This window comes from Pseudomonas fluorescens (genome assembly GCF_001708445.1).
GTDB lineage: Bacteria > Pseudomonadota > Gammaproteobacteria > Pseudomonadales > Pseudomonadaceae > Aquipseudomonas > Aquipseudomonas gorinensis.
This window is the reverse complement of the sequence record NZ_CP015637.1, coordinates 155,406-169,246: the sequence shown is the minus strand read 5'-3', so window position 1 is coordinate 169,246 and position 13,841 is coordinate 155,406. Positions and strand designations below refer to the sequence as shown.

Below are 13,841 nucleotides of genomic sequence, written 5' to 3'. Positions count from 1 at the left end.
TGCCCCCGCCCTATAAAACGCAATCCCGGTAGTGCTGCTGGAACTCTCCCCTTGACCCAAGATGATCCGTCCACTGCCGAACAGGTTCGGCCTCTTGCTCGGTGAGTTTCATCTGCTGCAATTCATCATGAAGAAGGAACACAAAATCCTCTTCGTCCTGTATTCGCCGCACGTCCTGTAGGGTCCAGTGATGTTCGCTGATCAGATGGAGCCGAAGTTCGTCCATGGCTTCCAGTCTGGTCCAGATTGCCGTGCTGTCCTTGCGCATGCGCTCGGCGAAACACTTGAGTTTGTATAGCCCGAGTGCCATGCGGGTGTGTTGATCGCCCGGCTGCCCTTCCCAGCGGAGGTCGGGGTTTTCAATCAGGCGTTTCTCGTACTTATCAAGCGCCGCTACCCATTCACGATGGTGATTGAATTCTTGAACCATAGGCCGGGTCTCCACGACAGTCCTTTCGAGTGAAATCAAAACGATGTTACGGCTTGGCCCGACGGCTATTGGCGGCCAGGGTCAATTCCAGGCAGCAAAAAAGCCCGCGTTCCAGGCTGTGTGGAACGCGCTCAGGCGCAGCTCAAAGTAAGTGCCCGACTCGTCGGGGCATTCGCTTTTCGGGGTGGCCGAGGGGCCTCCCCGAACAGCGGGCATCCGTCCTGTTTTCAGGTGGGAAGACAGCCCCTTGGGCTGTTGGGGAGCTTGACGGTGCAAGCTTCAGAATCGCCCACTGATGCCCAGCAAAGGCCCCTTCTGGACGATGTCGTAGACGAAGCCATCATGGCGATAATTCACCCCCATCGCCCGGTAACCGGCCACCGCTGAAAACCCGGGCCAAAACTCCCAGCCGGCCAGCGCTGCCAGGTCCCAGTCTTCTCGAGACTGCCCGGCACCCGCCATCCCCCAGGATGACAGCCAGAATCGATCGTTCACGGCATAGTGCCCACGCAGGCCTGCCATGGCGTCTGCCCATGTGGCGTTGTCAGAGCCGGATAAGCCACCGAGTGGTCCGCCATGGAAGGTGAGGGTGGTGCCGCTGTACCAGACACGTACGCCGCCGGCGACATCCAGTCGGCGGTTTTCATCACCCAGCACCGTGTAGCCGCCCCCCAGGAACCCGGAGGCTGTCTTGCTTTCGACCTCAAGTTTGGCGCCCCCCGGCAGGTGGTTGCGGGTGTCGGTGTCGATGTACATCAGGTCGGCGAGCACGCTGTAGGGGCCCCGACGCGCCTCCCCCATCAGCATCACCGACATATCGACCGTCTTGGCGATGTCGGAGAAGTCGGACTTTATGAACTGGGTGCCCGTGCTGCTATGACCCACGTGCCCACGAATACCGGCGCCCCATACGTAAGGGCCGCCGTTGAATGTCCAGTCATCGTTGTCTGCCGCCATGGCGGGCCCGGCGGCGACAAAGGCGCCAGCCAGCAGCGCCAGATGGGCGTGCTTGCGCCACAAAGCCGAGCGGGGGTTGTCACTGTGCATGATGGTGTGTCCCTGATCAGTGATGAGTCAGCGAGAGCGCCACGCCCTCGGCCGCACAGTCCTGTGTGGGCTTCAAGCCAGCTTTTTGTGCGGCCTTGACCTCTTCCTTCGCCGCCGCCAGATCCGCCAGGAACGCCGGATTGCTATGCAAGCTCGCAACCGTCGCAGCGCCCATGATGCGGCCCGCATCGACGTCGCTCTGCCAGTGGGCGTCGCAGATGACGCGGCTCTGGCCGAATGACAACCCGCGGGTCATCAACTCGGTTGCACGGGCAGGCTGAATCTCGGCCAGCAACAGCCCCCAGGCCCAACCGGCGGCGGAGTGGCCGGAAGGCCAGGAACCATCCGTGCGCAGCAGCGGTTCCATGTCTTTGCGACAGGTCCCTTCGTTATGTGCCACGAAGGGTCGGGTGCGGTTGTAGGCATTCTTCCCGGCATAGGTGGAACCGCCCGCATCCGACAGGGTGCGCTGCATCAAGGTATAAAGATGCGGTGTATTTTTCTCGGTGATCGGCGTGCCCAGCGCACAGGCGAATGCGTTGGCCGGGCCTGGGAATGCCAGCTCCGCATCCGCCGCGGCGAGTTTCTCCCGAGCCGTACCGCGTAGCGACAGCGCTGCTCGCCGAGCCTCCTCATCCCGTGCCAGCGCCGCAGAGTCAGGCTTTGGTGGGGCGCCCAGCAACGCCAGGCGCAATGGCAGGTCTGCCGAGTTCAGATAGCCGGGGGCCAGCTTGAAGTGAGGGTCCGTGACCTTGGGCGCAGCATCGTCGGCAAGCACCAGCCCCGACCAGAGCAGGCCCGCCAGCCCCAACTGCTTATGTACTGTTTTCATCGAGTGTTCCCTTATCAAAACCGGTAAAGGGCATTCAGATAGGCGCCTGCGCCCACGTTCTCACCCGTCAGCGGGCTGTTACGGGCGTCGGAGACCAGGGCGTAGGTCTTGATGCCGCCTTCCAACGCCAGCTGTGGCTGCCATTGCCAGGTGAGGCCCAGCTTCAGGGTCACGTCGCGCATCCCGCCACCGGGGTGATATTCCTCGAAGCCGGTACGCGCGGCTTGTTGGGCGGTGACGCCGAAGCGCGCCATCATGTCTTTCTCATTGCTCCAGGTGCCGTACAGGGTCGAGTCCAGGGTCAAGGTGGAAGACAGCGCGTAGGCTGTGGCGAAACCGGCTTCCAGGAACGCGGTACGCCCCAGGCTCTCGCCACCGTAATCGCGGCTCTGGCTGGCTTGCAGCCCACGAACAAACAGGCGGCCGGCCGGCAGCACCCAGTACGCTTCCGCCCCGACCAGGGCAGTGCTGTCCAGGTTACCCATGCCTTTGAGGTAGTCATCACGACCGCCCAGGGTGTGGATTCTTTCCTTGCGGCCCTGGTCGTAGCCAATCAGCAGGGCCACTCCAAAAGGTGACAACCCCGGCAAGTCCCAACGCAGACCATCGGGGAACGCGGCAGTAAACTTGCCCCAGTTTTCGGTAGGCAAAACCGCTTTGAGTTTCAGTGACGGGAACGCGGCGTAGTGCGAAGAACCTTCATACAAGGGGCCGACGGCGAGTCCGCCACCGACGGTCACCGAGGGCTCACTTGAGTCGTCTGCGTGCGCAGGCAACGCCATCGCAAAGGCGAGGGTCGCACTGGTCATGAGCGCCGCTTTATATTTGAAAGAGTTTGAACCACCGATGGTTGTCATTGCTTCTTTCCTTGGGTGTAAAACCAAACTTATTGGCGTGGGTGCCCAGTTATAAAAGTCGAACGTTATGAGTTAGAGCTCGACGGCCTGCGGCTTCGGGAAACTCCACTTTCCATTCAAAATTTGTTCTTTCGGCTGATAAAGCCTGACCGTGTAGTTCCAGCCAGGTGTGGTAGGCAGGCAATTAGCAATCTTCCCGTCGCAACCGCCGAACTGGATGACAATCGAGCCATCCTCACTTTTCCTCGCGGTGAGGTTGTTCAACGAATAGGCGTCATAGGGGTTCTTCTGGAAGTAACCGTCGGCGTTATAAACACTGACAGACCAGAAACTATTGACCGGGACCTCTCCGACTTTGAGCCGGTAAATGGTTTTCCCATCGTTCTCAGGCATAACGCCGCCGAGGTAGATAGCGTCCTTGGCGGGGTTCCCACCCCACCCCGTCGCGGTACCGATCAAGTGATGGATGGGATTGACCGCGCCCTTGGGGCCAAAGGATTGGTTGTAGTCAGGAATCGTCGAACCCAGGACCTCCAGCGCCTCACGCACCTTGGCCTGGCTCGCCGGGTCCCACTTAGGTACTACAAACTCGCCAACCTTGGCCTGGCTGACCGCGATGGAGTCCTGCAGTGCATGGACCTTTTCAAGGTCTTTGCGATCCGCGGGATCGAAGAACGTGCGCACAGCGACAAACACATAGCGTGTGCCGATGGCCTCTTTCGTCAGTGTCTGGCGGCCAGCGCCATAAGTGACGAGGGGCACGTAGTGGTCTTCATTGATCACCGCCATGGACATGAACCGCCCACCGGCCTCAGGCAAGGTGATCGTGACGGGGCCTGCATCGAGATCGAACACGGCTGACGAATAGAGCGTGTCCCGATTCATCCGGACCACATTCTGGGCGTCAATGGCCACCGCTTCGCGGCTATGAACAAAGCGGCCCAAACTGCCACTTGCGACCATTTTTCCCAAGTAGAGGTCGGACTCGGCACGGACAAAGTTATCTACACCTACCGGTATCGCCGCCTCCGGGGATGACTGAGCGTTCGCACTTCCAAAAACCACCAGCGCCATCGCAAGGGCACAGGCCGTGGATGAATGGGACATTTAAACCTCTTGGTTTTATTAGTTGGCGTTAATTTTTTGACTGTATAAGAACGCCTTGGCGCAAACTTGCCATTTGGTGCCAAAAGCAAGGTGAGCGCGTACGCGAAGGCCGCCCCGGAAAGGGGTGAAGTGTTTGAGGGGATGGGTGTCAGAAGAGGGTGTTAACGATCCTGTTTCAAGAGCGCGCGATAGTGCGACGGCGGGCTCCCAGTCCAACGCTTGAAGGCGCGGGTAAAATGCGCTGGGTCGCTGTAGCCGACCATATAGGCAATTTCGGTCGCGCTGTATCTGCCGCTGGCAATCAACTGAAGGGCTTCACTGCGACGTGTCTCGTCACGTAAAGCGTCGAAGTCTATGCCGCAATGTTCGAGACGCCGCTGTAGCGTTCGAGCAGACAGCCCAATTTTTCTTGAAATAGAGGCAAGTTTGGAAACCTCCTGATCGGCTATCTGCTGGGCGAGCACATCAGCAGCGTCAGCGGTCGACTTCAAGGCTTGGGTGGTTTTCCAGGCCACATCTCGGAAAGGCTGCAGGGGGATCTCGAGCAACTCACGATCAAATTCGATCATGTTGTGCGCAGCGTTCATTACGAGGTTCGGCCCCAGGTGCTCTTCAAGCGCCTCGTCGCCTCGTTCTCGCGGATTTTTTAAATGTACCCGTATAGCGCCTGGCGCGCCGGACATGAGCGGCACTTTTCTCAGCACCGCAAGGGTGCCGAAAATGACCTGCTTCGGATCAGCCCCGTGGTGCCCGGTAAAGTGTTGGATCAGTTTCGTCGTGCGCCCTTCGGTGACGATCTTTACTTCGCTTCCCTGATGCAGCAAATCCGTGTGCACCGCCGCCGCCGCACACGCCTGAGCAAGGTTGGTCGAGCCCAATATCAATTCGCCCCACATGCCGGTTGAGCGCATATCGGTGAGGTGCCCTATCATCGCCCCGCCGAAGGGGTCCTGTGCGATAGCGGCCATTTCATTGGCGATATGAAAGCAGGCCGCTCGCGGTACCCAAGCTTCTGGGTTTTGAAAAACATGCGGAGAAATACCGAACCGTCGAAAGAACTCCAGTGGCGACACCCCTCGCATACTCAGATAGGGGGCGACTTGCCTGAGTGTGCTGAGTCTGATGGCGGGCGCAGCATTCGTCATGGGTGTCCGTTCCTGGTTCTAAAGGCAATGCATTTGAAAACCGTCTTGGCATGCTGGCATAGCATAGGCAAATTGTTTGCCAAAATCGCGCGATCGACAGCACTGTCACCCTGAGCATCGATTCAGCGGCAAGCTCATCACTTACACACGAAAAAGCCCCAGGTCAAAGAACCTGGGGCTTTTGTAGAGGCGGGGCAAAGACCGCAACGCTCATCCTTCGCTTCAGACCCGAGCGGGTGACACGATGATTTTCACGTTGTGTTCCTTGTTTTTGACCAGTTCCTCGAAGCCCTGGCCCACGATCTGTTCCAACTGAATGCGCCCCGTCACCAGTGGCGTGATGTCCAGCCGACCATCGGCGATAAAAGCGATCACGTCAGCGAATTCACCGTTATAGGCCAGCGCGCCGAGTACCTGTTTTTCCGTCGCCACCAACTCGAAAAAGTTGAACTCACTGGGCTCCTCGAAGATGCCCACCAGTACGCACTTGCCGGCCTTGCGGATCAGGTCGATCGCGAGCTTGGCCGTGTGTTTGTTGCCGATGCATTCGAAACTGACATCCGCGCCGAGCCCGCCCGTCAGGCGTCGTACCTCGGCCAGGGCATCGCATTGATTGGGATCGAGCACATGGGTCGCCCCCACTTCCCGGGCCTTGGCCTTGCGCGCTCCGGACATCTCCAGGGCGATCACCTGAGCCGCACCCGCCGCCTTGGCGCACATGATGGTGCACAGGCCAATGGTGCCCGCGCCGACCACCACCACGTTTTGCCCCAACAGGCTTCCGGCCTTTTTCACCGCGTGCATGCCCACCGCCAGAGGCTCGATCAGTGCGCCGGCTTCAGCCGGAAAGTTCGCCGGCAACTTGTACAGCAGGTTGGCTGGCACGTTGACCAGTTCGGCGAAGGCGCCGTTGTTCATCAGGCCGGTGAAAGCCAGGTTCTCGCAAATGTTGTATAGCCCGTGGGTGCAGTAGTAGCAGGTGCCGCAATGTTGGCACGCATCGGCCGCCACCGGCTCGCCGACGCTGAAGCCCTGCACGCCGGCACCGAGTTCGACGATCTCGCCACAAAACTCGTGACCGAGAATGCACTGGCCTTTTATCCCGGTCAGCGGGTGCGGGGCGTCAACCGGTATGAACACCGGGCCGGCCACGTACTCATGCAAATCCGAGCCGCAAATGCCGCACCATTGCACTCGGATCTGCACCCAACCGGCAGGCGGCGAAACGGGCAGTGGAACGTCTTCGACGCGGATATCGTTACGACCGTGCCAGACAGCGGCACGCATGCTGCGTTGCGAGTTGAGCGAAAGGGTCATAGCGAAGGCTCCTTGATACGGTTGGCACTGACGCGCCGGACGGTTTGCCAGAGCCAGAGCAAGGCCGGTGCCAGCTCCGCAAGAACGCCCGCACAGCCCTTTTTTAGAGCGGCCCAATGGAAACCACGGAGGGCCGCCATCGCGTTCAAATGAGACGCGCCATGCCAGACGGCACGCGATAGCGACGAGACCGTGAGACGTTGCGTCTCATCGCCAGCCCCGGTACCCACGGGCGACGCTCGATCGGGCCAAGCCACCGCTATGACGTTTTGTCAGCCCACCCCGGTCTACCGCGCGCCCTGCCCCCGCCCGACCATCAGGCGCAGCCAACCAGCGCAACGACGCGTTCACTCGGTTGGTGTGTCCTGCAATGTCGCGCGCAGCACCTGTTCAAGCTGGGTAAAGAATGCGTGGATATGCGCCTGTTTCAACGCCTGGGGCCGGGTGACTAGGTAGACCTCCATCGGCGGCAGTTCAATCTCCTGGAACACTTCGCTCAGGCCCTCGGCCAGGATACGCGGCAGCACCGCCACGCCCATGCCGCGCCTCACCGATTCCAGCTGCACGGCAAATGAGTTCACGCGGATCGGCGCATGGTCCAGGCCGGCGGCCTTTGCCGCGCGCATTTGCGGCAGCAGGTCCAACGGCGGGAGCAAGGCGATACAGGCCGCCGTGGCCGGCGTCATCGCCGGAAAACGTTGCAGGTAACCGGCATCGGCGAAGACGCCATAGGCCAGCGTGCCCAGCGCTCGATAAATCAGCGAGGGCTCACCCAGGTGCGCTGTGCGCACAGCGATGTCGGCCACGCCACGTACGATCTTGTGAAAGTCGGTGGTGATCTGCAGTTCCACCGAGCAGCCAGGGTGCAACGCGGTAAAACGATTCGCGGCCTCCAGTATGCAGGTCGCAAACCCTTCTCCCGCACTGATCAGCACGGTGCCGCTTAGCGCTGCCTGCGCCCCGCCCCCTTCCACCGTCGTCTGGCGGCGCAGGCCGGCTTCGGCCGCCAATGCCACGTCCACCAGGGATTGCCCCCGCGAGGTCAGCCAGCAGCCCTCGACCCCGCGCTCGACCAATGGCTCACCCAAGGCCGCTTCCAGTTGGCTCAGGCGTCGGGAAACGGTCGACGCAGCGACACCGAGCAACTGGCCTGCCTGCAGAAAGCTGCCCCGCCGCGAGACCGCCAACAGCAGGCGCAGATCATCCCAATTTGCTTGCAGCGCCATATCCGTGTTCTTCCCTGGTCTGCAAATGTGCAAAGCCATTATGCAGCAGTCGCCGTTTTCCGGGCGCGGTCTCAGCGGTATATCTAGCGGCCTTTCAAACCATGGATATGGCCTGTATGAACACGAACCCCAACCGCTTGCGCAGCACCTTTGTGACAGGTGCCACCGGCTTGCTGGGCAACAACCTGGTCAGGGAGCTGGTCGCACGCGGCTATGCGGTCAAGGCGCTGGTGCGCTCGCAGGCCAAGGGCGAACAGCAGTTCAACGACCTGCCGAGCGTGGAACGGGTGGTGGGTGACATGGCTGACGTCGATACGTTCGCGGCGGCCCTGCAAGGCTGCGACACGGTGTTCCATTGCGCGGCGTTCTTTCGCGATAACTACAAGGGCGGCAGCCATTGGCAAGCCCTCGAAAGGATCAACGTAGTCGGCACCCGAGCGCTGCTCCAGCATGCCTATGACGCGGGTGTCAGAAGGTTTGTGCATACCTCTTCGATTGCCGTGCTCGACGGTGCGCCGGATACGCCTATCGATGAGACGTGCCTGCGGGCCGAAGCCGATGCGGACGCCTACTACCGCAGCAAGATCCTCGCTGACCGTGAGGTGCTGGCGTTTCTTCAAACCCATCCGCAGATGCACGCGTGCATGGTGCTGCCCGGCTGGATGTGGGGGCCTGGCGACCGCGGGCCGACGTCCTCGGGACAATTGGTCAAGGACGTCATCAACGGCAAGCTTCCGGGGCTGATCCCCGGCACCTTTTCGTTGGTCGACGCCCGCGATGTGGCCTGGGCACTCATTGCCGCCGCCCAGAACGGGCGACGCGGCGAACGTTATCTCGCGGCTGGCCGCAACTTGACCATGCGCCAATTAATCCCGCTGCTGGGGCGTATCGCGGGCGTCCAGACACCTTCCCGGCAACTGCCCCTGCCGGCGCTTTACCTGTTGGCCGCCGTGCAAGAGACCTATGCCTACCTGACCGGCAAGCCCATTTTGCTGAGCATGGCGACCTTGCGACTATTGATACGAGAAGAGCACCGCACCTGCTTTAACCACCGCAAGAGTGAAGATGAGCTCGGCCTGAGTTTCCGTACCTTGGAACAAACCCTCACCGACACGGTGGCTTGGTACCAGCAACACGGCAGGGGGTAAAAACCAGGCCAAAAAGCCCAACGCCAGTCAGTTAAGGCTTTTCTGTAGGAGCGAGCTTGCTCGCTCCTACAGAAGACGATGTACGCTTAACTGGCTGGCATTATTTTTGGATCAACGCTTGCGCAACGCCTCCAACCGCGCCGGCAGGTCTTCCTCGGGGAATCGCTCATGCAAGGCCAGCAGCTTCTCATCCGCCGCCTTGGTTTCCCCTGCCAGACGCAGGTTCACAATCTCCTGCAACCCTTCCTCCAACGAAGGCACTGCCACCGGCGCGCGCTTGCTCAGCTTCACCGCCGATTGATCCGCCAGCGCTCCGGCAATCTCAGCCTGAACCGGCGCACGCTCAGCCTGGGGGGCGGCGGCGATTCGAGCCATCGGCGCAGGTGCAGGCAACGCTTGCGGCGCAGGGCGGGCAGCTTCTTCGTGCAGGGCGGAAAAGGTCGCCGTGGAGATTTCGGGTTGCGGCACTGGCGAGCGCATCACCACACCGATCATCAGCGCCAGGCCGGCCACGGTGGCGAATGCCATCTGCCAGCGCGGGCGTTGGCAGGCTTGCAACCAACGTTGCCACAAGCTCGGTTGCGGCGCTGGGGCCTCGCGGCGCGCGGCGTTGAGGATGAAGGCGTCGATGGACGCTGGCGGTTCGCCGCCGCTGTGCTGACGAAAATGCTGGAGCAGCAAGTCGTCGGGATCCGGGGTGTGTCGGGAGTCGGTCATGCGGGTATCTCCTCGGCCAGCAGGCGCCGGAGTTTCTGCTGGGCGTAACGCAGGCGGCTTTTTACGGTTTCCAGCGGGGCTTTGGTGAGGGCAGCGATTTGCGGCACTTCGAGGTCGCCATGCAAGCGCAGCAGGAAGACTTCGCGCTGGTCTTCGGGCAGGTCTTGCAGCGCGGCTTCGAGGCGCGCCTGGTCGCGGCTCAGGCTCAGTTGCTGCTCGGGGCCGGCCGTGTCGTCGGGCTGAGCATGCAACTGCTCATCGTAGCTGTCGTGCAACGGGTTGTGGATGCCGTGCTTGCGCCAATGGTCAATGAGGCGGTTGCGGGCGATCTGAAACAGCCATGTACGAAAACTCGCCCGGCCTTGTGGCTGGGTGGTGCTGCGGATCAGGCTGAGCCAGGTGTCCTGATAGATTTCCTCGGCCAGCTCGGCCTTGTTGCTCAGGGACACGAGGAAGCGATAGAGACCTTGGCGGTGCCGCGCGTACAAGGCTTCGAATGCGGCGGCGTCACCGGTTCGGTAGCGGGCCAGCAGCGATTCGTCGCTGGGTGAATCATCTGGAACAGCCATGTAGGGGGCGAACTCCTTTTTAAAGTTGAACCCGATCTAAATGTGGAAGGATCAAAACTTTTCCTTAAACAACCGCATTTTTGTGGCGAGCGGGCTTGCCCCGCGTTGGGCTGCGTAGCAGCCCCAATAAAAGCGCTGCAGTGTGTCAGGCAGCTCCGGGGCTGTGTTTTGGGGCTGCTGCGCAGCCCAACGCGGGGCAAGCCCGCTCGCCACAACAGCCCGCTCGCCACAGGCGATTCCAGTTTGCTGCGCCACAGCGCCAAGCCGGAGATTTATAGGGACCTGCCACATTTGATCAGTGTCATGTTCGAGATCAGGGTTTGAGACCTTGGGCCAGTTCCACCAGTTGCACGAACTCGTTGCGCAGCCCGAACGGGTCATCGCCACGGGCCGAGCGCGCCAGTGCGGCAGTGTCCTGCAAACTCATGCTGCCAGTGTAGCGGCCATCGCCCTTGAGCTGTTGGGCGAAGGCCGCCACGGCCGCGGAGAAGCGCAGGTCGTCACTGGCCTTGGTGGTTACGTTGCTGACGGGCCGTTCGATCAGTTGGCTGTCACCTCCCGCAGCAGGCTTGTAGCGCACACGCACCATGGCCAGTTCGCCCGTGTTGTGTTCAGCCTTCGGCTCGCGGGTGTAACGCAAAGGCTCCAACCAACCTTTCTCGCCCTTCGGCACAATTTCGTACAGCGCGGTAACCGTGTGCCCCGCGCCGATTTCGCCAGCGTCGACTTTGTCGTTGTTGAAATCCTCACGCTTCAGCGCACGGTTTTCATAGCCCAGCAGGCGATATTCACTGACACGCGCCGGGTTGAATTCCACCTGCAACTTCACATCCCGCGCCACCACCGACAGGGTCGAACTGAGTTGATCCACCAGCACTTTGCGGGCTTCACGCAGGTTGTCGATGTAGGCGTAGTTACCATCGCCCGCATCGGCCAGTTGTTCCATCAAGTGTTCGTTGTAGTTATCCACACCGAAGCCCAGGGTGGTCAGCGAAACGCCGCTTTTACGCTGGTCGACGGCCATTTGCTTGAGGCTGTCGAAGTCGCTGACGCCCACGTTGAAGTCACCGTCGGTGGCCAGCAGGATGCGGTTGATGCCCTTGTCGATAAACCCCTTGCGGGCCATCTGGTAGGCCAGTTCGATGCCGGATGCGCCGGCGGTGGCACCACCGGCAGTGAGCTGGTCGATAGCACTGCGGATCTTGGCCTTGTCGCGACCGGAAGTCGGTTCGAGCACCACGCGGGACTCGCCGGCGTAGACCACCAACGACACACGGTCCTGGTCGCGCAGTTGATCTACCAGCACTTTCAGGGTGCTTTTCACCAGAGGCAAACCTTCGCGGCGGTCCATGGAGCCGGACACATCCACCAGAAACACCAGATTGGCCGGCGCCAGGTCGGCCACAGCGCGGTCAGAGGCCTTGATGCCAATGCGCAGCAGTTGAGTGCGGGGGTTCCATGGGGTGGCGGCGACTTCGGTGGTCACGCCAAAGGGTGAGCCGTCGGTGGGCAACGCGTAGCTGTAGGGGAAATAGTTGACCATTTCCTCCAATCGCACAGCGCCTTCGGGCGGCAGGCTGCCTTGATTGAGGAAACGTCGTACGTTGGCGTAGCTGCCGGTGTCGACATCGACGCTGAACGTCGAGACGGGCGTTTCCGCCACACGGTGCACGGGGTTGTCCGGCAGGTTTTCGTATTGCTCACGGGGCTCGCTGCGATAGTCCAGCACGGCGGATTCCTGCACGAGCATCGGCGCAGGCATCGCCACGCGCTTGACCAAAGCGCCCTGGACCTGCGCGCTGTGCAGCTCGGCGATGGGCGCAGGCTCAATCGGCTGGGCGACCTCAGGGGCTGACGACAGCCCGCACCCGGCCAGTGTAACCAGCAAGGTAACGGCAAAGCCCTGGGCCGCAGGACGCAACAACAGCAGAGTGTGGGACATGAGCTGAACCTCGTGAATGAATAATCCGTTCACAAGGTCAGACGCAAGCTTAGGGCGGTTCGGGTTAAGGGGGTGTCAGAAATTTTGTGTTCGGGCATAACATGAGTAAGAGGTGCATGTATGCCAACCAAAAAGAAACCCGCGTGGGGGTGTCAGAAATTTTGTGTTCGGGCATAACATGAGTAAGAGGTGCATGTATGCCAACCAAAAAGAAACCCGCGTTGCGAGAGCTGCCGAAAATCCCGAAAGAGCTGCTCGAGCAATTCACCGATGGACCGATGACCGCTGAAGCTATCGAGGACGCGTCTGCGGCGTTCAAGAAGGCTTTGATCGAGCGAGCGCTGAGTGCAGAGCTAGGTCACCACTTGGGCTATCCGCCGGGCGCGCAGCGCCCAGAGGATGAAACCAACCAGCGCAATGGCAAAAGCGGCAAGACGGTTCTAACCGGCGACGGTCCGCTCCGACTGGATATTCCCCGCGACCGGGACGGCAGTTTTTCGCCCATTTTGATCCCCAAGCACGAACGCCGCTACACCGGTTTCGACGACAAGATCATCGCCATGTATGCCCGTGGAATGACGGTCAGAGAGATCCGAGCGTTTCTTTCCGAGCAGTACGGTACTGACGTTTCTCCCGACTTCATCAGCTCTGTAACCGACGAGGTCATGGCAGAGATCGGTGCATGGCAACAGCGGCCTTTGGAGCCGATGTATCCGGTTATTTTCTTCGATGCTCTACGGGTCAAAATTCGCGAAGAGGGGCTGGTTCGCAACAAGGCGATTTACTTGGCCCTGGGCGTTTTGCCTGACGGAACACGCGATATTCTCGGCATCTGGGTAGAAAATACCGAGGGCGCCAAGTTCTGGATGAAAGTTTTCAACGACCTCAAGACACGCGGCGTCGAAGACGTGTTGATTGCTGTGACCGATGGACTGAAAGGCATGCCAGAGGCTCTCAACGCCGTATTTCCAGACACGACACTGCAAACATGCATTGTTCATCTGATCCGCAACAGTCTTGATTACGCGGCCTGGGACAAGCGTCGCGAACTGGCCAAGGCGCTCAAACCGATCTATCAGGCGGTGACCGCCGAAGCGGCCGAGCAGGCGCTGGATGCGTTTGAAAGCGGGCCATGGGGCAAGCAGTATCCGACGGTAGTGGCTGCCTGGCGCCGCGCTTGGGATCGTGTGATCCCATTTTTCGTGTTCCCGCCGGCGATTCGAAAAGTGATCTACACGACCAACGCCATTGAGAGCATCAACGCTCAGTTGCGCAAGATCATCAAGACCCGAGGTCACTTCCCGACCGACGATGCGGCGACAAAACTGATCTGGCTTGGACTGCGCAATATCACCGCAAACTGGGGCTCCGCGGCCCATGACTGGAAAAGTGCGATGAATCAATTTGCGATTCTGTACGGAGATCGATTTATCAGGCCAACCTGGTAAAGCATGGCCTGCCTGACGGCAGGCCGTTACCGGCCCGCACACAAAATATCTGACAG

13 protein-coding genes are annotated in these 13,841 nt (G+C 60.5%); 2 read left to right on the top strand and 11 right to left on the bottom strand.

The window, feature by feature from the left end; genetic code table 11:
- Positions 1-10: 10 nt before the first annotated feature.
- The 8 genes from A7317_RS00740 to A7317_RS00705 form a co-directional block, all read right to left on the bottom strand.
- Complete coding sequence (locus A7317_RS00740) at positions 11-430, bottom strand: hypothetical protein (RefSeq protein WP_069074996.1); 420 nt, start codon at positions 428-430, stop codon at positions 11-13.
- A gap of 279 nt (positions 431-709) precedes the next feature.
- A complete protein-coding gene (locus tag A7317_RS00735) occupies positions 710-1,480 on the bottom strand; it encodes a hypothetical protein (RefSeq protein ID WP_069074995.1) in 771 nt (256 codons plus the stop codon).
- 13 nt (positions 1,481-1,493) lie between these two features.
- On the bottom strand, positions 1,494-2,309 hold the full coding sequence (locus A7317_RS00730; protein ID WP_069074994.1) for an acid phosphatase: 816 nt from the start codon (positions 2,307-2,309) through the stop codon (positions 1,494-1,496).
- A 14-nt stretch (positions 2,310-2,323) separates the two neighbouring features.
- On the bottom strand, positions 2,324-3,166 hold the full coding sequence (locus A7317_RS00725) for a MipA/OmpV family protein (protein WP_069074993.1): 843 nt from the start codon (positions 3,164-3,166) through the stop codon (positions 2,324-2,326).
- Between the two features lie 72 nt (positions 3,167-3,238).
- The gene (locus A7317_RS00720; protein ID WP_069074992.1) at positions 3,239-4,273 is read right to left on the bottom strand and encodes a DUF1254 domain-containing protein; all 1,035 of its coding nucleotides are present in this window, start codon (positions 4,271-4,273) and stop codon (positions 3,239-3,241) included.
- A gap of 161 nt (positions 4,274-4,434) precedes the next feature.
- Positions 4,435-5,418, bottom strand: coding sequence for a helix-turn-helix domain-containing protein (locus A7317_RS00715; protein ID WP_069074991.1), 984 nt, complete (start codon positions 5,416-5,418; stop codon positions 4,435-4,437).
- Positions 5,419-5,640: 222 nt separating this feature from the next.
- Positions 5,641-6,705: a 2,3-butanediol dehydrogenase gene (locus A7317_RS00710; RefSeq protein ID WP_223817903.1), complete on the bottom strand. Its 1,065-nt coding sequence runs from the start codon at positions 6,703-6,705 to the stop codon at positions 5,641-5,643.
- Between the two features lie 377 nt (positions 6,706-7,082).
- Entirely contained in the window at positions 7,083-7,961 is an 879-nt protein-coding gene (locus A7317_RS00705) for a LysR family transcriptional regulator (RefSeq protein WP_069074990.1), read from the bottom strand.
- Positions 7,962-8,077: 116 nt separating this feature from the next.
- Here A7317_RS00705 and A7317_RS00700 point away from each other — a divergent pair, with 116 nt between their 5' ends.
- Positions 8,078-9,109, top strand: a complete 1,032-nt coding sequence (locus tag A7317_RS00700; RefSeq protein ID WP_069074989.1) for an SDR family oxidoreductase — start codon at positions 8,078-8,080, stop codon at positions 9,107-9,109.
- A gap of 111 nt (positions 9,110-9,220) precedes the next feature.
- Here A7317_RS00700 and A7317_RS00695 read toward each other — a convergent pair whose 3' ends face one another.
- The 3 genes from A7317_RS00695 to A7317_RS00680 form a co-directional block, all read right to left on the bottom strand.
- On the bottom strand, positions 9,221-9,826 hold the full coding sequence (locus A7317_RS00695; protein ID WP_069074988.1) for a hypothetical protein: 606 nt from the start codon (positions 9,824-9,826) through the stop codon (positions 9,221-9,223).
- Complete coding sequence (locus tag A7317_RS00690) at positions 9,823-10,395, bottom strand: RNA polymerase sigma factor (RefSeq protein ID WP_024072715.1); 573 nt, start codon at positions 10,393-10,395, stop codon at positions 9,823-9,825. The genes A7317_RS00695 and A7317_RS00690 overlap by 4 nt, the downstream gene beginning before the upstream one ends.
- 313 nt (positions 10,396-10,708) lie before the next feature.
- Complete coding sequence (locus A7317_RS00680; RefSeq protein WP_069074986.1) at positions 10,709-12,337, bottom strand: vWA domain-containing protein; 1,629 nt, start codon at positions 12,335-12,337, stop codon at positions 10,709-10,711.
- Positions 12,338-12,534: 197 nt separating this feature from the next.
- On the opposite strand from A7317_RS00680, the gene A7317_RS00675 reads away from it, so the two are divergent.
- Positions 12,535-13,785, top strand: a complete 1,251-nt coding sequence (locus A7317_RS00675) for an IS256 family transposase (RefSeq protein ID WP_069074985.1) — start codon at positions 12,535-12,537, stop codon at positions 13,783-13,785.
- Positions 13,786-13,841: the final 56 nt, after the last annotated feature.